At 45.9% G+C, this 20,156-nt stretch carries 15 protein-coding genes, 1 other RNA gene and 1 pseudogene; 14 read left to right on the forward strand and 3 right to left on the reverse strand.

Translation table 11 applies throughout. The features are described 5' to 3' along the window. Window positions 1-188: 188 nt before the first annotated feature. The gene (locus COP04_RS10465; protein ID WP_100487972.1) at window positions 189-773 is read right to left on the reverse strand and encodes a nucleotidyltransferase family protein; all 585 of its coding nucleotides are present in this window, start codon (window positions 771-773) and stop codon (window positions 189-191) included. Between the two features lie 373 nt (window positions 774-1,146). Between COP04_RS10465 and acsA the strand changes: the two genes are divergently transcribed. The 4 genes from acsA (at window position 1,147) to COP04_RS10485 (ending at window position 5,991) form a co-directional block, all read left to right on the forward strand. Continuing rightward, the gene (gene acsA / locus COP04_RS10470; protein ID WP_100487973.1) at window positions 1,147-2,868 is read left to right on the forward strand and encodes an acetate--CoA ligase; all 1,722 of its coding nucleotides are present in this window, start codon (window positions 1,147-1,149) and stop codon (window positions 2,866-2,868) included. 336 nt (window positions 2,869-3,204) lie between these two features. Further along, window positions 3,205-3,369: a DUF255 domain-containing protein gene (locus COP04_RS20490; protein ID WP_100487975.1), complete on the forward strand. Its 165-nt coding sequence runs from the start codon at window positions 3,205-3,207 to the stop codon at window positions 3,367-3,369. Between the two features lie 34 nt (window positions 3,370-3,403). Beyond that, a complete protein-coding gene (locus COP04_RS10480; RefSeq protein WP_100487976.1) occupies window positions 3,404-5,284 on the forward strand; it encodes a thioredoxin domain-containing protein in 1,881 nt (626 codons plus the stop codon). A gap of 65 nt (window positions 5,285-5,349) precedes the next feature. Next, window positions 5,350-5,991, forward strand: coding sequence for an HAD family hydrolase (locus tag COP04_RS10485; protein ID WP_100487978.1), 642 nt, complete (start codon window positions 5,350-5,352; stop codon window positions 5,989-5,991). A gap of 41 nt (window positions 5,992-6,032) precedes the next feature. Here COP04_RS10485 and COP04_RS10490 read toward each other — a convergent pair whose 3' ends face one another. Beyond that, window positions 6,033-6,179 (reverse strand): hypothetical protein, encoded by a 147-nt coding sequence (locus tag COP04_RS10490; RefSeq protein ID WP_239984835.1) that lies wholly within the window; start codon window positions 6,177-6,179, stop codon window positions 6,033-6,035. Window positions 6,180-6,268: 89 nt separating this feature from the next. On the opposite strand from COP04_RS10490, the pseudogene COP04_RS10495 reads away from it, so the two are divergent. The 10 genes and pseudogenes from COP04_RS10495 to parC form a co-directional block, all read left to right on the forward strand. Continuing rightward, window positions 6,269-7,610, forward strand: a pseudogene (locus tag COP04_RS10495) (DEAD/DEAH box helicase); the annotation flags it as partial. A 45-nt stretch (window positions 7,611-7,655) separates the two neighbouring features. After that, window positions 7,656-8,705: a Zn-binding domain-containing protein gene (locus COP04_RS20780; RefSeq protein WP_476749554.1), complete on the forward strand. Its 1,050-nt coding sequence runs from the start codon at window positions 7,656-7,658 to the stop codon at window positions 8,703-8,705. Continuing rightward, window positions 8,696-9,976, forward strand: coding sequence for a ribonuclease H-like domain-containing protein (locus tag COP04_RS10505; RefSeq protein ID WP_100487981.1), 1,281 nt, complete (start codon window positions 8,696-8,698; stop codon window positions 9,974-9,976). Before COP04_RS20780 ends, COP04_RS10505 begins: the two co-directional genes overlap by 10 nt. A gap of 210 nt (window positions 9,977-10,186) precedes the next feature. Then, the gene (locus COP04_RS10510; RefSeq protein WP_239984837.1) at window positions 10,187-10,759 is read left to right on the forward strand and encodes an SLOG family protein; all 573 of its coding nucleotides are present in this window, start codon (window positions 10,187-10,189) and stop codon (window positions 10,757-10,759) included. A gap of 67 nt (window positions 10,760-10,826) precedes the next feature. Then, window positions 10,827-11,144 (forward strand): cell division regulator GpsB, encoded by a 318-nt coding sequence (gpsB, locus tag COP04_RS10515; protein WP_100487982.1) that lies wholly within the window; start codon window positions 10,827-10,829, stop codon window positions 11,142-11,144. 68 nt (window positions 11,145-11,212) lie between these two features. After that, window positions 11,213-11,603: RNase P RNA component class B (gene rnpB, locus COP04_RS10520), an RNA gene on the forward strand. Window positions 11,604-11,831: 228 nt separating this feature from the next. Beyond that, on the forward strand, window positions 11,832-12,986 hold the full coding sequence (locus COP04_RS10525; RefSeq protein WP_100487983.1) for a THUMP domain-containing class I SAM-dependent RNA methyltransferase: 1,155 nt from the start codon (window positions 11,832-11,834) through the stop codon (window positions 12,984-12,986). 176 nt (window positions 12,987-13,162) lie between these two features. Then, window positions 13,163-14,674 carry a carboxypeptidase M32 gene (locus COP04_RS10530; RefSeq protein ID WP_100487984.1) on the forward strand — a complete coding sequence of 504 codons (1,512 nt, stop codon included), beginning with the start codon at window positions 13,163-13,165 and terminating at the stop codon, window positions 14,672-14,674. 117 nt (window positions 14,675-14,791) lie between these two features. Beyond that, window positions 14,792-16,762, forward strand: a complete 1,971-nt coding sequence (gene parE / locus COP04_RS10535) for a DNA topoisomerase IV subunit B (protein WP_100487985.1) — start codon at window positions 14,792-14,794, stop codon at window positions 16,760-16,762. 5 nt (window positions 16,763-16,767) lie between these two features. Continuing rightward, the gene (parC, locus tag COP04_RS10540; RefSeq protein ID WP_100487986.1) at window positions 16,768-19,218 is read left to right on the forward strand and encodes a DNA topoisomerase IV subunit A; all 2,451 of its coding nucleotides are present in this window, start codon (window positions 16,768-16,770) and stop codon (window positions 19,216-19,218) included. On the opposite strand, the gene COP04_RS10545 is transcribed toward parC, so the two are convergent. Then, window positions 19,215-19,730, reverse strand: a complete 516-nt coding sequence (locus tag COP04_RS10545; protein ID WP_100487987.1) for a hypothetical protein — start codon at window positions 19,728-19,730, stop codon at window positions 19,215-19,217. The two genes, parC and COP04_RS10545, sit on opposite strands and share 4 nt — an antisense overlap. Window positions 19,731-20,156: the final 426 nt, after the last annotated feature.

A 20,156-nucleotide genomic window follows, 5' to 3' on the forward strand; every position in this document is an offset into this window, starting at 1 on the left:
AATTGTCCGGGACGTTGCTACATTCTTGATACGCACGGCGCAGCTCACATCGAAATGTGAATCGTATTAAAGATATTTGCCCTTCTTAGGCGCAATTTTACCAGTGTTAGGATTAACTTCAGCACAGTTAGGCGCAATCTTCACCCGGTTGGGAGTAGCTCGCTGTTCGCTCAATGCGCATTCCCTAATCAAATACAGGTTTTGATGCCTTTTATTTGGAGCGATGGCCATTTCTTCTGCCAGTTCTTGTCCTTTATCCTTTTTCTGTAGACCGTGAGCCTGTCTTCTGATTTTGCAAAAAATGGCGTCGGTCTGACGATCATATGGATCAGATCTGAAATGCCTTGCGGTACCATTAGAATGACCTTATCGCTGGAATTCAATCGCGCACCTATAGCAGTCGCCGTCTCTGGAAATTTAGAAATGGCATCTGTAGTTGATGTGTAGGGCTCTGCAAGCGGAGTATGGACATGCATCCGTGCCTCATTTTTCACTTCCCAGTTTACCCCAGGCACCCTTTTGAGCAAATCCTGTTGCAGTTTCTGTTCAAAATCATAATCAATATGTTGCGGGTCAAAGTAAATGACATCTGCATCATGAACCGGGGTTCTATTGCGAAACCCAGATTGGCAGTCCCAAATTCTGGCGCGCAAAATACCTGCACATATCCAGGAATCAGGGAGGTCGAGTCTTCTGACCTGAGACAACATGAACATCAGTTGTTTATCATTTTCAATGAATGCCTTAATGTCTTCTGCGGTTTTTAAAAACAATCCTGTTCGGCTTCTTTCAATTCGGAGTATGATAAACGTATTGTAGCAGAAATCGAATCAAACGGATCGTATCACAAAAAATCAAAAAATTTCAGAGGGCTGTGTGGATTGAATAAACACGATGTTAACATGCTGACCTCAAAAAAACAGACCCATACTTTTAATAAGCGTCGGTTACAGCGTTTGCCAATGGTGCCACGTTGCTATACTAATATTTGTTGCTGTTTATCTGTCATTTAATCTGCATCCTTGCTGAAAAAAATTATACTTTACCAAGGCATAACTTTTGATTAAATAATGTTTTCATCATATAATAATGAAAGCGCTTAATGTGTCAATTTCGTGACAAATTATTCGACTGGAGGTATTTTTTATGCTGGAACGTTTGCTCTTACCGGCCGAACACGGAACACATGACCTTGCCAATTTAGAGGATGTGAGAAAATCATTTCAGTGGAAACAGGCTGAAAAGTATTTCAGCTGGCATGAAACAGGAAAAATGAACGCTGCTTATGAGGCGATAGACCGGCATGCGGAAAATGGCAAAGGAGATCAGAAGGCGCTGTATTATTCAGATCAGACGAGAGATGAAACGTATACTTTTTCTGAGCTGAAGCGTTTGACCAATCAGGCGGCTAATGTTCTTAGACAAGATGCGGATGTCGGCAAAGGGGACCGGGTTTTTATCTTTATGCCACGCTCTCCTGAACTCTACATTCTGTTTCTTGGCGTCATAAAAGCAGGCGCGATTGTGGGACCTCTTTTTGAAGCGTTTATGGAGGGGGCTGTCAGAGACCGTCTCGAAGATAGCGAAGCGAGCGTGCTCTGCACAACGCCGGAGCTGTTAAGCCGTGTGCCTTATAAAGAACTGCCCAGTCTGAAACATATTATTCTTGTTGGCGACAAAGCACGGAATGACGGTTATTTTATTGACTATCAGAAGGCGATGGATCGCGCGGATACCCAGTTTCCAATCGCATGGATGGATAAAGAGGATGGATTGATTCTGCATTATACTTCGGGATCTACAGGGAAACCTAAAGGGGTGCTGTACGTTCACTATGCGATGGTTCAGCACGCACAGACAGGACGATGGGTCCTTGATCTGAAAAAAGATGACATCTATTGGTGTACCGCTGATCCCGGGTGGGTGACAGGTACGTCCTATGGAATTTTCGCACCATGGCTAAACGGGGCTGCCAATGTCGTTCGTGGAGGACGCTTCAGCCCGCAGGACTGGTATGAAACTATTGAAAAATATCAGATAACCGTCTGGTACAGTGCGCCGACGGCCTTCCGGATGCTGATGGGTGCAGGAGATGCTTTGGCAGCCAAACATGACCTGTCCAGCCTGAGGCATGTGTTAAGTGTCGGAGAGCCGCTGAATCCGGAGGTCGTGAAGTGGGGGTGGGAAGTCTACCATAAAAGGATTCATGACACGTGGTGGATGACGGAAACAGGTGCACACATGATCTGCAATGTGCCGTCAATGACGATTAAGGCCGGTTCCATGGGAAAGCCGATTCCCGGCATCATGGCGGCGATTGTCGATGATTCCGGCAATGAGGTTCCGCCTAATACGATGGGAAACTTGGCGATCAAAAAGGGTTGGCCCTCAATGATGCGCGCAATCTGGAATAATCCGGAAAAATATGATTCTTATTTTACTTCGAACGGCTGGTATGTATCCGGAGATTCCGCTTATATGGATGAGGATGGCTATTTCTGGTTCCAGGGCCGGGTGGATGATGTGATCATGACTAGCGGTGAGCGGATCGGACCTTTTGAAGTCGAAAGTAAACTGGTGGAGCATCCCGCAGTATCGGAAGCCGGCGTGATCGGCATACCCGACCCCATTCGCGGAGAGATTATCAAAGCTTTTATCTCATTAAGAGAAGGATTTGAAGCAACGGAGAAACTGAAAACTGAAATCTATCATTTTGTGAAAAACGGCCTCGCCGCGCATGCGGCTCCAAGACAGATTGATTTTCTCGATAAACTTCCGAAAACGCGCAGCGGCAAGATCATGCGCCGTGTACTGAAGGCATGGGAACTGAATCTTCCAACGGGGGATCTGTCAACAATGGAAGACTGATCGACAATACAGGGCGCACGGGCTTTGATAGCCTCTGCGTCTTTTTGGTGCAGCCGTCCGTTAAAAGCCTGCTTATTGTTCTATGAAGAAGATGTGCTTTGGGAAGAGAATTCAGTTATTTCGATGCAGCAGGCGTATAAGCCCTGAAGATCTCTCCGGAGGAGACAGAAAATAGAAAGTTATTATCACTTGAAGTATTTTTGAGTTAAATTAAAAACAATGAATGATCCTACACCGAACAGAACAAACTCAATCATAGTATAATTAAATCGCTAATCCAGAGAGAACAGAAAACGAATTTACGATCAAAAATTAATTTGTGAGGGAGATTGACATATGGCTAAAAAATATAACTATACAAATGAACTGATTCATTCGAAATCCCCATACCTCCTGCAGCACGCCCATAACCCTGTAAATTGGATGGAGTGGAGTCATAAAGCATTTAGGAGGGCGCAGGAGGAAGGAAAACCGGTACTCGTCAGCATCGGTTATTCGTAGAGTGTGACTGTCGAGCTGCCATTGGTGTCACGTCATGGCTCATGAATCATTCGAAGATGAGGAAACGGCTGAAATTCTGAACAGCAATTATGTCTCGATCAAAGTTGACCGTGAAGAACGTCCGGATATTGACGCGGTTTACATGAAGGTCTGTCAGGCACTGACGGGACAGGGCGGCTGGCCGCTCAACGTTTTTCTCACTCCGGATCAGAAGCCTTTTTATGCGGGTACCTATTTTCCAAAAGACAGCGTCTATGGCCGTCCGGCATTCAAGGATGTGCTTCTGGAACTGAAGAGCAGGTATGATCAGACTCCGGATAAAATCGCCAAAATTGGTACCCAAATTGTACAGGCTTTGTCAGAGCAAACAAAAAGCCGCAGTAAACTGACAGAAAAGGTGCTTGATCAAGCGTTCAATGCTTTTTCAGAAAGTCTTGATCCGGAGTTTGGCGGATTCGGCCAAGCGCCAAAGTTTCCCGCACCGCATCAGTTGATGTTTTTACTGCGCTATGCCCGCTGGAACAAAAATGATCAGGCGTTGGACATGGTGAAGAAGACTTTGGACGGCTTGGCTGCGGGCGGTATCCATGATCAGATCGGCGGTGGTTTCGCCCGTTATTCGACCGATGAGAAATGGCTGATTCCGCATTTTGAAAAAATGCTCTATGATCAGGCGATGCTGGCAATCATCTATACAGAAGCCGGTCAAGTTACTGGTGATTCCGCTTATGAAGAAGTGGTGGAAGATATTTTTTCCTACTGTGAACGAGAGCTACTTAGCTCGAATGGCGGTTTCTATTGTTCTCAGGATGCCGACTCGGAAGGCGTAGAAGGCAAATGTTATACTTGGCGGCCGGAAGAGATTTTATCGGTTCTGGGTGAGGATGAAGGCAGACTCTTTTGCATGGCTTACCATATTACTTCTGAAGGCAATTTTGAAGGTAAAAATGTTCCAAATTTGATTGGAACCAATCTGGAGAAACTTGCAGAGAAATGGCGTGTCTCCACTCAGGGGATCCTCGAAAGATTAAAGAGGTCCCGGGAAAAATTGCTTATAGTCCGAAATAGACGAATCCAGCCGGCGAAAGACGACAAAATCCTGACTTCCTGGAATGCGTTGATCATTATCGCGCTTGCCAAGGCGGGAAAATCATTACATAAAGAAAATTATGTTAACTTATCGATGGCTGCATTTCACTTTATAAAAGAATATCTGACTCAAAATGGAAAATTAATGGCACGTTTCCGTGATGATGAAACGCGTTATCAAGGCTATCTGGATGATTATGCATTTTTAATGCTGGCCTGTGAAGCCTTGTATGAAGCGACTCTTGATATTCAGTATTTGACGGAAATGAGAGGTTTGGGGGATGAGATGGTCCGGCAATTCTGGGATCCGGAAAATGGCGGATTCTTCCTTCAAAATAATGAGACGGCCAGGCTAATCTTCCCAACTAAGGAAGCGTACGACAGTGCGATTCCTTCCGGCAATAGTGCTGCTGCTTATGCCATGCTGCGGCTTTCCGAATGGACGGGTGAAAACCAATATGCGGCCTATGCTGACAGAATTTTTTCGGCTTTTTCCGATGAAGTTTTGTCTTATCCGAGTGGCTACACATTCATGCTGTCCGCTTTCCACTATCAAATTTCCGGTCCGCGGGAACTGATCGCACTCCAGGGAGAGAAAGGGGAAAAAGTCGAGAAAAGCATCCGGGAGCTGAACTGCCTCTTTCTGCCTGAGTTTACTGTATTTGCGGGGGATCGAACCGCTCTTGCAAACATCAATAAAAATGTAGGTATCTATTCACCAATCGGCGGCAGGAGTACATATTTCTTATGTGAACAATTTGTCTGCCATCTGCCGGTGACGGAGATCAAAAAATTGAAGAAGCAGCTGTTCAATATGGAATCTTAAACCTAATTTAACAAAGTTGTGTTACTATTAGAGCATTGAGAAAATCCATGACCGGGGGAGAAATAATGGAATTCAAAACAGTGCTTTTTGATTTTGACGGGACAGTGGCTAATACATTGCCTCTGTGCATACATGGCTTTCAGGCTGTTTTCAAGAAGTATGATGATCGTTCGATTGACCCTGAAGGAGTTGTGGCCATGTTCGGCCCGTCGGATGACGGTATGATTATTAAAAATTTTCACCACAAAGAGAATATCGCAAAAGCAATTGAGCTTTATTATCAAATCTATGAAAATGAGCATCAGGATTTTGTAGCGCGTAATTCCGATATACTCAATCTCTTGAATGAATTGAGAAACCGGGAAATAAATGTCGGCGTCATCACGGGCAAGAGCCGTCGGGCTTATCAGATATCTGAAAAAGCGCTGGGTTTCAAGGGCTTATTCGAGAGTGTGGTCACAGGAGATGATGTCGCGATTCCGAAACCGGATCCGAGCGGTATACTCCAGACCTTAAGCAAATTTGATGCTTCAAAGGAAACTTCCATTTATATTGGGGACAGCAATTCGGACATTCTTGCCGGCAAGGCCGCTGGAATTCATACTGCAGCGGTTCAGTGGCTGCCTGTGACTCAATCCAGTTCTTATCCGTCAAATCCTGATTTTTACTGGACTAAAGTAGACGATTTCATGCGGCTGTTGGACTAAAAAATGATTGCCTGCAACACATCAGTTAACACGGGAAATCTTTATTCCGGAATCTCGTCCGGATCAAAGTGATTAAAATCCACATGAATGAATTGATCAATACAATTTATCTGCAGAGCATGCCGGCCATTGACGAGCAATGTCGGAACGCCCTGCGTTTTTGCGTACAATTTTATTATAGCGAACATTCATTCGATATGCTATAATTGTCGCAAGAGAAAAAGACAGTGTCACTGTCTTTACGGTAGACGAAAATTAAAGGAGCTGGAAGGTCCATATGAAAGTACGGCAGTCCATGGATGACCTCCTGAATGAGCTGAAAAAAGATCCGAACATTGTTAACTGGCACACTGTTGCCGAAAAGGAAGCGGTCACCGCCCCCTTTCCGAAGCAACTGGATGAGCGAATTCGCAAAGCTTTGATCAGCCGGGGCATAGATTCGTTGTATGCCCATCAGGCGGACGCCTTTGATGCGGCTATGGCAGGCAAAGATATTGTACTCGTGACGCCGACTGCTTCCGGAAAGACGCTTTGCTATAATCTCCCCGTTCTGCAGACTATTCTTGCTGATCCGGCGTCCCGCGCGCTTTACTTTTTTCCGACTAAGGCGCTGGCACAGGATCAGAAGAATGAGATGGAGGAACTGATTGACGAAATCGGCGCTCCGCTTAAAAGTTATACGTATGATGGTGATACGTCGGGAACGATCAGGCAAACGATACGCCGTGCCGGGCAGATTGTCATGACCAACCCGGACATGCTCCATTCATCGATCCTGCCTCACCATACAAAATGGGTGTCTCTCTTTGAAAATCTTAAATTTATTGTGATCGATGAACTTCATGTCTATCGCGGCGTTTTCGGGAGCCATGTGGGCAATGTTATCCGCCGCCTAGAGCGGATTTGCAGCTATTACGGCAGCCATCCGCAGTTTATCTGCACATCGGCAACAATCAGCAATCCGCGGGAGCATGCTGAAGCGCTTACTGGACGTGTAATGACACTGATTGACCGTAATGGAGCACCAAGCGTACGCAAGCATTTCCTGTTTTACAATCCGCCCGTCGTCAATAAACAGCTTAATGTGCGCGAGGATGAAATGCTTGCGGTTAAAAATATTGCTGCCCGTTTTCTTAAAAGTGGCATCCAGACCATTGTTTTCGCCCGGAGTAAATTGAAGGTGGAACTGCTTGTCAGCCATCTTCAGGAAATTAACAGCGGGCGTGAAGAGCGGGCGAAAATTTGTGCCTATCGCGGCGGCTATCTTCCCATTGAAAGAAGAAGGATTGAGCGGGGACTGAGGAACGGCGAAATCATGGGTGTTGTCAGCACGAACGCGCTTGAACTGGGTGTTGACATCGGCCAGCTGCGCGTCTGTATTATGACCGGCTATCCCGGCAACATGGCCAGCGTCTGGCAGCAGGCGGGGCGTGCAGGCAGACGCACGGGTGACGCGATTATTATCATGGTTGCCTCTTCCAATCCGCTTGACCAGTATATGGCCGGGCACCCGGACTACTTTTTCTCACGAAAACCTGAAGAAGTCCGTGTTAATCCGGATAATCTGATGATATTAATGGACCACATCAAGTGTTCAGCTTATGAATTACCCTTTCCGAAGGGCGAAATATTTGGCGGGCAGCNCTCTTCCGCTTGACCAGTATATGGCCGGGCACCCGGACTACTTTTTCTCACGAAAACCTGAAGAAGTCCGTGTTAATCCGGATAATCTGATGATATTAATGGACCACATCAAGTGTTCAGCTTATGAATTACCCTTTCCGAAGGGCGAAATATTTGGCGGGCAGCCGGTGGATGATTTGTGTGAATTTCTGGCGGATGAAGATGTGTTGCATCGTCAGGCCGGAAAATGGTACTGGATGAATGATGCATTTCCTGCAAATGAGATCAGCCTGCGCTCAGCTGTCCAGGATTCTTTTGCTATTGTGGACATTTCGGATAGAGGACATGCGAAAGTAATTGGCGAGATGGATCGTTTTGGTGCGATGACGATGCTGTATGAAGACGCGATTTATATTCATCAGGGCATTCAATATCATGTCGATCAGTTGGACCTTGAACAGCGGAAAGCTTATATCAGGCGTGTCAATGTGAATTATTATACCGACTCGGATCTGGCTGTACAGATGGATGTCCTTGAGACGGACGGACAGGTACCGCTGGCCGGTTTGAATGCGGACAAGTGTTATGGAGATGTCTCTGTCCGGGCACTTCCGACCGTATTCAAGAAAATCAGGTTTGAAACCTTTGAAAACATCGGGTGGGGGCATATTCATCTTCCGGAAATGGAATTGCAAACGAATGCGGCCTGGATCAGTTTTTCAGAGGAATGGATGGATCGGTTCGGAAAGGACGTGTTCCAGGGTGCATTGGTCGGTCTGAGTCATGTGCTGCGTCACGCCGCATCCCTTTTTGTGATGTGTGATCAGTCGGATTTGTCAGTTGTCGCAAAAATCAAGGCACCTCATAATGAGAAACCAACAGTTTTTATTTACGACAAATATCCGGGTGGCATCGGCCTGAGCAAAAAACTATATGAAGCCATGCCTGCACTTCTTGAAAAAGCAAGAGAAATGGCCGTGTCCTGCGGCTGTGAATCAGGCTGTCCTTCATGCATCGGATTTGTCAATGAAGGCAGGGCGGCAAAGCAGGCATTGCTTCATATTCTGGGAGAAAAAACATCGTGTCATTAAAACAGAAACTTCAGCTGTATAAGAAACAGCTGCATCAGGCGCAGCAAATCGAACGCGGGAATAAAAGTGAAGAAAGGGCGATACACGCAGCTGATGATGAACGGGAGATCAGGCGGGCGGCGAAAGATTTGGATGCTGAAATCTGCCGTTTTGAGGGTCAGTATGTCCTCGTCCATACCGAACAACTTAATGCAACAACATGCGTTGGTCCTTATACGGTCAAAGAACTGTTTCCGGTTGTTGCGGATTGGCAAAAAAAAGTTTCACGCCTGCATCCCCTCTCCGCGTATGGGCTTGAAGCTGAAGACCTGCTTTTCTTTGACACAGAGACGACAGGCCTTTCCGCCGGTGCAGGTGAGATGATTTTTCTGATCGGGCTTGCGCGCGTGACAAGGAGCGGAGTCGAACTGAAACAGTACTTTCTTCCGGGTCCGGGCCATGAAGCAGCATTCTATAATGCCTTTCTGAGCGACAGCCGTTCTCTTAAAAATCTCGTGACTTTTAATGGAAAGGCATTTGACTGGCCAAGAGTGAAGACAAGGTATCAGTTTGTGCGTGACCAGGTCCCCCGTCTGCCGGCTTTCGGGCATTTTGACCTGCTTCATGCTTCACGGCGGTTATGGAAGGAAAGGCTGGACTCAGTCAGGCTTCAGACCGTTGAAAAAGAAATATTGTCCATGGGGAGGACTGACGACATACCCGGGAAAATGGCGCCGTTTCTCTATTTTCAGTTTTTGAAGCATCCTCAGGCAAGCCAGGTCGCCGGAATTATCGAACATAATCGTGAGGATGTCCTGTCACTCATTGCACTTTATATTCATCTTTCAAATAAAGTGCTTGGAAATATTGATTGCGATCCAGCTGAACGTTATGAGATTGCACGCTGGCATCAGCAGATAGGTGATAAAAGGCGCGCAGTCTCGCTTTTTCGGACGGTGGCGGATCAGAACGGTTATTATGGAAATCTTTCAAAGATCCATCTGGCACAGCTCTACAAGAGGGAGGGGCATTACACCCATGCGTTAACATTGATGCAGTCGGCGATCTCCAGTGAAACTGAGCCGGATGACAGCTTGTACATTGAAGCCGCAAAGATTATGGAACATCAATTTAAAGATTATAGAGAAGCAATTCAGTATACCCAGTATGCAATTGATTGTCTGAAAGATAGACGGGACATTACTGAAAGCAGGAGCAGTGAAAAAATAAGGGCGTATCTTAAGCGGTTAAATCGACTGGATCAGAAATTACTTAAAGGAATGGATCCATAATAGTCTGTTTAAACATACTCCTAAAGTGAAATATTTTATGAAAACTCCATTTATTGCCCGGGTAAGCGCATAAATAGTCAAGAGTCGGCAATTATCGCTTTTTTATATAAAATTTGAAAGCGAATTCGACAAAATTTTCACTAAAAATGCTTATCAAAAGAACTTGTTGATTTCCCCTTAGTGGTGGGGAGAAACAGGAGTGGTGTGCAGGTGGCAGATCAGGAAGTTATGCTTGTCACGGGTTACAAACCCAATGAACTGGGTATCTTCTCAGCGGACCATCCGGGAATTCGGGTAATCCGTTATTGTCTGAAAACGCAGATCAAAGATCTTGCAGGCTCCGGAACAAAATGGATTGTAATCAGCGGGCAGCCCGGTGTCGAACTCTGGGCCGGGGAAACCTGCTTGGAGCTGAAAACAGATTTCCCGGATCTGAAGTTGGCCGTTCTTGTTCCGTTCATCGGGCAGGAGGAGCGTTTCAGGGACTGGGTGAAAACACAGTACAATCACGTGCTTGAAGCTGCAGATTTTACCGGAGCGATCAGTAACCGGCCCTATGAAAGTCCCGGGCAGCTCCGACAGAAAAATGAATTTTTGGTGTCAAAAACTGACGGTATGGTCATCTTATATGATGAAGAGACACCAGGATCCCCTCAGTACTATTTGTCTGCAGCTCGAAAAAGGGCCCGGCATGAGCTCTATCCAATTACGGCTATCGATCGTTATGATATTGATTTTGCGTCGGAAGAATTAAAACAGCAAAATCCCGAATACTGGATGTAGAAGTAATTGACAAGATAAGCTAAATTTGAAAAAATAAAAAAAGATATTATCCGGGGTGATGATGGACATGGCGGAACAGAAAACAGTCAGATTGACAAAGAATGATATTCTCCATAAAGAATTTAAAACTTCATTTCACGGCTATCAGCCTGAAGAGGTTGACCAGTTCCTTGATATTGTGATCAGTGATTATGATGTATTTTATGCGGAAATACTACGGCTCCGCGAGGAAAATAAACGTCTGAAAAGTGAACAGCAGGCGGCCGGAAGCGAGGAACCAAAACGTCAGGACTACGCCGACAATCTGGGGCAGACAAATTACGATATTCTCAAACGTCTTTCCAACTTGGAAAAACACGTTTTTGGCAGTCGTCTGGGTGAATGAATTTTTTTGCCCGGCAGGGTTGATTCTTTTAAAAAAATGGATTATAATCTGTATCTGTGACATTGTTCGTGTTCGGGTGATCGCTGTATTCCTTTGAGAATATAGAGGAAAGTCCATGCTCGCACGGTCTGTGATGACCGTAGTGTTCGTGCCTGGCCAAGTCATAAGCCAGGGTAGTCCGGAGTGATCTGGGTTAACGGCAGAAGAACGGCCTGTGTCCCTTGTGGGATATGGCTCAGTATTCTTGAAAGTGCCATAGTGACGATGTCTTTCGGAAACGAAAGAAGTGGAACGCGGTAAACCCCTCGAGCGGGAAACTCAAACTTGGTAGAGGAACCCTTTGGAAGGAATCAAACGGAAAAAGGGACAGAATTTTATCTGTAGATAGATGATTGCCGCTTTTGTACGAGGAGCTTTTGCTCTGTTTGAGTACGAAAGTACAGAACATGGCTTACAGAACATGAATGATGCATTTTTCAGAAGAAAAGCCCTTTTGTTAGGGCTTTTTTTTATTAATTTGAACCGATAATGTTGAATAACGGGAAACTGTTCAAATCGGCCGACGTCTCCGCTTGGGTTTATGCTTTGCACGATCGGAAATTCCGATTGAGAAACAAGGCCGGAGGTTAAAAAGACACTCTGATCGGCCGATTACATAGCGAGAGAATCGCTCAGGAGGGAAAGGGTATGGCAAATCAGCTGGATCTGATCGTCACAACAGCTATGGGGCTTGAAAGTGTTGCTGCAGAAGAGTTAAAAAAGCTCGGATATGACCGCCTGACTGTGGAAAACGGAAAAATAACTTTTTCAGCGCAACCCGTTGATATATGCCGGACGAATCTATGGATGCGGACTGCTGACCGGATACGGTTAAAAGTCGGGGAATTCAAAGCATTAACTTTTGACAGCCTGTTTGAACAGACAAAAGCGTTGCCTTGGGCAGATTTTTTACCGGAGAATGCCAACTTTCCGGTGACCGGGAAATCGCATAAATCCGTTCTCCATAGTGTCCCGGACTGTCAGGCTATTGTCAAAAAAGCAATTGTCGAGAGCATGAAAAAGCATTATCACAAAGAATGGTTCACGGAAGACGGACCGCAATATAAAATCCAGATTGCTTTAAACAAGGATATCGCAGCGCTCTCGATTGATACAAGCGGTGATGGCCTGCATAAGCGCGGATACCGGCAACTGCACAATATCGCTCCCTTGAAAGAGACGTTGGCGAGTGCCATGATTCTCTTAAGCAGATGGACACCTGATCGCCCATTTGTGGATCCCTTCTGCGGATCGGGAACGCTTCCCATTGAAGCGGCCATGATCGGCCAGAATATTGCGCCTGGTTTTAATCGCTCCTTTGTCTCCGAAAATTGGCCGCTTTTTCAGGACGGTGAATGGAACAGGGCGCGTGAAGAGGCGGATAATCTGGCCAACTATGATCAGCAGTTGAATATTATGGGAAGTGATATTGACCATAAAATGATTGAGCTTTCGGAGCATAACGCACTTGAAGCGGGATTCAGCGGCCTGATCACTTTCAAACAGATGCAGGTTGCGGATTTTACATCAAAACAGGAGTCGGGATGCATGATCGGCAATCCTCCTTACGGTGAGAGAATGGGGGATTTGAAACAGATTGAAGGTATCAGCCGGGATCTGGGACAGCTCTTCAAAAAATATGAAACCTGGTCCTTTTATTTCATCTCTTCTTTTGAAGACTTTGAATCCTTTTTCGGAAGAAAAGCGACAAAAAAAAGGAAATTGTATAATGGTCGTATCCGGACCGATTATTATCAATATTTTGGCCGGAAATACCCAATAAGACAGGAAACTGAATCCTGATTCTGTTTTGTTTCTCCAAACCGGCTGTTTCTTTGACTGCGGCGGGGAATCTAATCAAAATTATTTTTGACTTTTCAATGCAGGAAATCTTCGCCATGAAATTGAAAATAGACAAAGCAGTGATTTTACGCTAAATTTAATAATCAATGATTCTTTATTTGAAAAGAGTGATATCTATGTCAATTGATGAAACAGTAAGATCTTATGAGCAATATGTGAAGAAGATTATGGATTTCAACGAGGCCATTACTTTGGCTGAATGGGATATGAGAACCGGGGCGCCGAAAAAGGGTATCTCACAGCGGTCTGAGGTGGTTGGTACGCTGTCGGACGAAGTGTTCAGGCGATCTGTATCTGATGAGATGAAGGGCTATCTCGACGCCTTAACAGAGCCTTCAGTTCAGAAATCTCTTAGTCTGGTCACAAAACGAATGATTGAAAAATCGAAAAAGACATATGATCATTATGTCAATATTCCGGCGGAAGAAAATAAAGCCTACGTCATTCTCCAGTCTGAAGCGCAGAGCGTCTGGGAAGAGGCAAAGGCCAAAAGCGATTTTTCTCTTCTTGAACCTTATCTGGAAAAAATGGTAGCATTTAAGCGTAAATTTATCAGCTACTGGGGCGTGCATGCGAATAAGTATGATGCGCTGCTTGATTTATATGAACCGGGTCTGACTGTTGAAACGATTGATCGCGTATTCGATAAATTGCGTCAGGGAATTATTCCGCTGGTCGATGCAGTCTCCGCTTCAAAAGATCAGCCTGAGAGTGATTTTCTGCACGTGCACTTTCCGGTCGATAAGCAGAAGGCTTTCTGCCTGCACCTTCTGCGCGAAAATGGATATGATTTTGAGGCGGGGCGTCTTGATGAGACGGAGCATCCGTTTGAAATTACACTGAATCCGGGCGACGTCCGGGTGACAACAAATTTTCAGGAAAATGATTTTATGTCGACAGTGCTCGGAACGATTCATGAGGGCGGACACGCGCTCTATGAGCAGCACATATCCCGCGATCTGGTCGGGACCCCGCTTTGTGAGGGAACTTCGATGGGTATTCATGAATCGCAGTCTTTATTCTTTGAGAACTTTATCGGGCGCAGCAAAGCGTATTGGGGCCTGCATTATGACGAATTGAAACGCTATGCCAGCGGACAGTTTGACGATGTGACACTTGAAGACTTTTATCGGGCCATCAATGTCTCGCGTCCCTCACTGATCCGGACACTTGCAGATGAATTGACTTATCCGCTACATATCATGGTTCGTTATGATATTGAAAAAGGGCTTTTTGATGGGGATCTGGAAGTGAAGGATCTTCCGGGCGTCTGGAATGAAAAAATGAAACAATACCTCGGTATTGTTCCTGAAACAGACCGCGAAGGTGTTTTACAGGATATTCACTGGCCGGGCGGTGATTTCGGGTACTTCCCTTCATACGCACTTGGTTATGTTTATGCGGCACAGTTTAAGCATGCGATGCTGCACGACCTTCCTGACTTTGATGCCCGCGTGCGCGGGGGCAGCCTTTCGGCAATCACAGGCTGGCTGAGCGAGCACATTCACAAGTTTGGCAGCCTGAAAAAGCCGCTTGAAATACTGAATGATGCAACCGGAGAAGGACCTAATCCGGAGTATCTGATCCATTATCTGACTGAAAAATACAGTGATATTTATCGTCTTTAATCAGAATCCACGTCACTTAGAAATTAATGACGTGGCTCAGACTGTTTCGGAAGAGACAAAAGATAATGTACCGATCACCGCAGACCCTGGCGACAGGTGTTGAAAGGGGTTTTTTATTTGGCGAAAGAAGTAACGGCTTATAATGATGATACAATTCAAATACTGGAAGGGCTGGAAGCTGTAAGGAAAAGACCGGGCATGTACATCGGCTCAACCGATGCAAGGGGGCTTCATCATCTGGTTTATGAAATTGTTGACAACGGGATCGACGAGGCTCTGGCCGGTTATGGCAACAAAATCCTTGTGACCATCCACAAAGATGGGAGTGTCAGCGTGCGCGATTTTGGTCGCGGTATGCCGACCGGAATTCATCGGACAGGAAAACCGACTGTTGAAGTGATTTTCACGGTATTGCATGCAGGTGGCAAATTCGGCCAGACCGGCGGGTATAAGACGAGCGGCGGACTTCACGGTGTTGGTTCATCGGTAGTTAACGCATTATCTGAGTGGCTGGAAGTGACGATCTGGCGTGACGGCTCAATTTTCAGGCAGCGGTTCGAGCATGGGGGCCATCCCGTGACAACGCTGGAGAAAATAGGCACGTCTAAAGAAACAGGGTCCTTGATTCACTTTAAACCGGACGCTTCGATTTTCAGCACAACTTCCTTTCAATTTGATGTCCTCAGTGAGCGTCTGCGTGAATCTGCTTTCCTGCAAAAAGGGATGAAAATTGTCCTGACGGATGAACGTTCCGATAAAAAGGAAGTTTATCAGTATGATGAAGGCATTAAAGCATTTGTTGCCTATCTGAATGAGGACAAAGATGTGCTGCACCCGGTCGTTGCTTTCGAAGGCAAAGCCAACGAAATGGAAGTTGACGTGGCTTTTCAGTATAATGACGGCTATTCGGAAAGCTTGATCTCATTTGTTAATAATGTCCGCACAAAAGACGGCGGAACACATGAATCCGGTTTTCGAACTGCACTGACACGTGTTTTCAATGATTATGCGAGAAAATCCGGTTTGCTGAAGGAGAAAGAAAAAAATCTGGAAGGCAGCGACATCCGTGAGGGATTTATGGGTATCGTGTCGGTGCGCATTCCTGAGCACTTGCTTCAATTCGAAGGCCAAACCAAGGAAAAGCTGGGCACGAGTGAGGCACGCTCCGCCGTTGACACTGTTGTCTCAGAACAGCTTTCCTATTTTCTGGAGGAAAATCCGCAAACCAGCGAAATGCTGATCAGAAAATCCATAAAGGCGCGTCAAGCACGGCTTGCCGCACGCAAAGCGCGTGAAGATGCCCGAAACGGAAAGAAAACCCGACGGAAGGAAACGTTGCTCAGCGGTAAACTAACGCCAGCGTCTTCGAAAAACGCCGACCGGAATGAACTGTATCTGGTCGAAGGCGATTCTGCCGGAGGTTCCGCGAAGCAGGGAAGGGACCGCAAATTTCAGGCTGTACTTCCCTTGCGCGGGAAGGTGATCAATACTCAGAAGGCAAGGCTGGAAGATATATTAAAGAATGAAGAAATCAATACGCTGATTTATGCCATCGGTGCGGGAGTCGGAGCCGATTTTTCGATAAAAGACAGCAATTATGACAAAATCGTGATCATGACCGATGCCGATAATGACGGCGCGCACATTCAGGTCCTTTTGCTGACCTTTTTCTATCGCTACATGCGACCGCTGATCGAAGCAGGCAAAGTCTATATTGCCCTTCCGCCGCTTTACAAGGTCAGCAAGGGCACCGGAAAGAAAGAGGTGCTTGAATATGCATGGGATGACAATGGTCTGAAAGAGGCGATCAAGCACATCGGCAAGGGCTATGCAATTCAGCGCTATAAAGGGCTAGGCGAGATGAATGCTGATCAGCTCTGGGATACGACAATGAATCCGGATTTGCGCACACTGATCCGGGTTAGAATTGATGATCAGACCTTTGCGGAACGGCGCGTAACGACACTGATGGGGGATAAAGTCGAGCCGCGCCGCAAATGGATTGAGTCCCATGTCGCGTTCGGTCTTGATGAAGAAACAAACATTCTGGAGAACGAAAACCTGACTGTCGTGAAAGGTGCTGAATAAAGAACATGAACCGAGAAAAGCTGCTGGACCTGCCGCTGGAAGAAGTGATTGGCGACCGTTTCGGTATTTACAGCAAATATATCATTCAGGAGCGTGCGCTTCCCGATGTCCGAGACGGGCTTAAGCCTGTTCAGAGACGTATTCTCTATGCAATGTTCCGTGATGGAAATACGAGTGACAAACCCTTCCGTAAATCGGCAAAAACAGTGGGCAATGTCATTGGCAATTATCATCCTCACGGTGATTCTTCCGTATATGAAGCCATGGTGCGCATGAGCCAGGAGTGGAAGGTCAGAATGCCTCTGATCGAAATGCATGGGAATAATGGCAGCCTCGACGGCGATCCGCCTGCCGCCATGCGATATACTGAAGCGCGCCTGTCAAAAATATCCGCAGAGCTGCTCAGAGACCTTGATGCTAAAACAGTAGAATTTGTGTCTAATTTTGACGATACGCTTGAAGAACCGATTGTGCTCCCCTCTAAATTCCCAAATTTGCTCGTTAACGGGTCAACAGGTATTTCAGCCGGCTATGCGACAGAAATACCTCCCCACTCACTTGCAGAAATCATTGATGCGACGATCATGTTGATGGAACGACCTCAGTGCACCATAGATGATCTGATGACTGCTGTAAAAGGCCCGGATTTTCCGTCAGGTGGCATTGTTCAGGGGATTGATGGCATCAGGAAGGCCTATAGGACAGGCAGGGGAAAGATCATGCTCAGAGCACGCACAGAAGTCGAGTCCTTGCGCACCGGGCGTCAGCAGATCGTTATTACTGAACTTCCCTATGAAGTAAATAAAGCGCTGCTGGTTAAAAAAATGGACGAACTGCGCCTGGATCATAAGGTTGAAGGCGTCGCTGAAGTGCGAGATGAGACGGACCGGACCGGTATGAGAGTTGTCGTCGAATTAAAAAAAGAGGCGGATTCTCAAGGGATACTGAATTACTATTTCAAAAACACGGACCTCCAGGTTTCTTACAACTTCAATATGGTGGCCATTGATCATAAAGCGCCACGCCAGCTTGGACTGAAAGAAATTCTGGAAGCTTACGTTGAGCATCAGAAAAATGTTGTCACCCGGCGATCGCAGTTTGAGCTGCAGAAGAGTAAGGAACGTCAGCATATCGTCCAGGGACTGATCAAAGCCGTTTCCATTCTCGACGATGTGATTCGTGTGATCCGCGCGTCAAAGGATAAGAAAAATGCGAAAGAAAATCTTTCCAGTTCATTCGGTTTCAGTGAGCTGCAGGCCGAAGCTATCGTCAACCTGCAGCTGTACCGGCTGACCAATACCGATATTCTCACATTGAGAAAAGAAGAGGAAGAACTTGTTCAGACGATCAACCGTCTGCAGGGCATCCTCAGTTCGGAGAAGAAACTAATTTCAGTAATTAAGAAAGAACTGATTGAAATTAGGACCAAGTATGCCGATGCCCGGCGGACAACCATTGAAGATGAGATCGAAGAAATAAAGATCGGGCTTGAAGTCATGGTTGCTTCAGAAGATGTCATGGTTTCATTAACCAAACATGGTTACATTAAACGTTCAAGTCTGAGATCTTTTGCTGCCAGCAGCGATGACGGGGTCGCCATGAAAGATACAGATCACGTCCTGTACCAGAAACAGATGAACACAACGGATACGCTGCTTGTCGTTACGAACTTGGGACGTTATTTGTACCTTCCCGTTCACGAGATTCCGGATAAACGCTGGAAAGATCTTGGCCAGCATGTCACCAGTATGGTCCAGGTTGAGACGGATGAGCAGGTAATTGCAGCCCTTCCGGTTTCTGATTTTGGTACGGAAAATCAGTTCGCTGTCTTCATCACGAAGATGGGCATGGTGAAACGGACAGCACTTTCTGAATATAAAGCCCAGCGCTATTCAAAACCGCTGACGGCGTTGAAACTGAAAAAAAGTGATGCGTGCATCAATGCATTTTTGACTGATGGGACGATGGATATTCTTATTGCCACCCGTTTTGGCTATGGGCTTCGTTTTGCAGAAGAAGACGCCGGAATGGTTGGCCTCAGAGCGGCCGGAGTCAAAGCGGTTCTACTAAAGACGGATGACTGGGTTGCGGGCGGACTGGCCTTTCCTAATGAGGCATCTTCAGATGATTTACTGATTGTGACTGATCGCGGTTCGGTCAAAAAGATGTCGGTTGAAAGGCAGCTTGAGCGGAGTGCACGCGCCCGCAGAGGGCTGACGATGCTTCGTGAACTGAAAAGCAAACCGCATCGAATTGCCGGCATTGAACTGATCAATGAACAGGATAGAGTCTGGCTGGCAACGGAAAAAGGGAAAGTCGTCCCAGTAGACCCGTTTAACGTCCGAATTTCTGACAGATATAATAATGGATCCTTTGTAGTGGATCAGGAAGAAGATGGAGACGTTATAGAAATTTGGAAAACCCCAGGGATTTCGGATACTGATGAGGTCGATTAACTTTTGCTGGGTCGGTTAGCCTTATTTTCTGTTTTTCGAATAAAGAGTTGGAAATAAATCATGGTCAGACTTAATACGAGTAAGTAGATGGGGATGGAGAAGAAAATCCGGTATCCCCGTCTGTAATGATAGACACCGGCATGCCACGCCAGTGCTTCAGCGGTGATAGAAAAGATAGTCCAAACCAGTAAATAGAAGAAATATGTGGATTTACTTTTTCTGAGTAAAGTGTAGCCATAGATAAAAAGATAGGCAAATGGTCCATACATGATGTAGGAAAGAACATCCCAGATGTCGATTTTGTTTGAATCGTTGACGTCATAATAATCAAGGGGTTCAACACACATTGTATGATCAAAAAAAACGACGAAATAGATGCCGATAAAAAGAGTAAGCACAGTCTGGGCCCGGGTGAACTTTTTGGGCAGAAAAAAAATCAAACTGTATGCGGTGATGCCGGTTACGATAATGAACCATTCGTTTAGGCTTAAAAATTGATCATAGGTTCTCATCGGTGCCTCCGGAGTTCATATGCACTCTTTTTTTCCATGCCTCTGATTAACTGAAAGCTTTTTATCAGGCATGAAATCAGAAACAAGTATACTACTTCAAAAAAAATCAAAAATGGAACATGGGTGACTGTTGTATATTTTTCTTCCAACGAAATAAAAAAAGTGACAGTAATGATGAATAACAGGGCCGCGCTGACGTGTTGATAAAACCTGGTATTTTGAATCAGGTTGGCGTAAATGATTGTCAGCAACGGAAAAATACAATTTCGGTTGATCAGAAAAGCAAAAAACTGAGCGAGGCTTAGTTTAAATCCTGGTACACCATAATAAGCTTTATGGGCCGGGAAATAGATGGCCAGCGTGATTGCGATGGAGCTCGTAAGAAATAAGAAAAGCATTTCTTCCTTTGATAATTTTCTCGGTATG

Source organism: Sporolactobacillus pectinivorans, from assembly GCF_002802965.1.
GTDB classification, from domain to species: Bacteria; Bacillota; Bacilli; order Bacillales; family Sporolactobacillaceae; genus Sporolactobacillus; species Sporolactobacillus pectinivorans.

What these genes read in the sequence shown, in the direction of transcription:
- COP04_RS10490 (WP_239984835.1), bottom strand. Translation starts at nt 6,179, where the DNA reads ATGTTCGCTATAATAAAATTGTACGCAAAAACGCAGGGCGTTCCGACA.
- gpsB (WP_100487982.1), top strand. Translation starts at nt 10,827, where the DNA reads ATGGCGGAACAGAAAACAGTCAGATTGACAAAGAATGATATTCTCCAT.
- COP04_RS10530 (WP_100487984.1), top strand. Translation starts at nt 13,163, where the DNA reads ATGTCAATTGATGAAACAGTAAGATCTTATGAGCAATATGTGAAGAAG.
- parC (WP_100487986.1), top strand. Translation starts at nt 16,768, where the DNA reads ATGAACCGAGAAAAGCTGCTGGACCTGCCGCTGGAAGAAGTGATTGGC.
- COP04_RS10545 (WP_100487987.1), bottom strand. Translation starts at nt 19,730, where the DNA reads ATGAGAACCTATGATCAATTTTTAAGCCTAAACGAATGGTTCATTATC.
- COP04_RS10525 (WP_100487983.1), top strand. Translation starts at nt 11,832, where the DNA reads ATGGCAAATCAGCTGGATCTGATCGTCACAACAGCTATGGGGCTTGAA.
- COP04_RS20780 (WP_476749554.1), top strand. Translation starts at nt 7,656, where the DNA reads ATGGCCGGGCACCCGGACTACTTTTTCTCACGAAAACCTGAAGAAGTC.
- COP04_RS20490 (WP_100487975.1), top strand. Translation starts at nt 3,205, where the DNA reads ATGGCTAAAAAATATAACTATACAAATGAACTGATTCATTCGAAATCC.
- COP04_RS10480 (WP_100487976.1), top strand. Translation starts at nt 3,404, where the DNA reads ATGGCTCATGAATCATTCGAAGATGAGGAAACGGCTGAAATTCTGAAC.
- acsA (WP_100487973.1), top strand. Translation starts at nt 1,147, where the DNA reads ATGCTGGAACGTTTGCTCTTACCGGCCGAACACGGAACACATGACCTT.
- COP04_RS10485 (WP_100487978.1), top strand. Translation starts at nt 5,350, where the DNA reads ATGGAATTCAAAACAGTGCTTTTTGATTTTGACGGGACAGTGGCTAAT.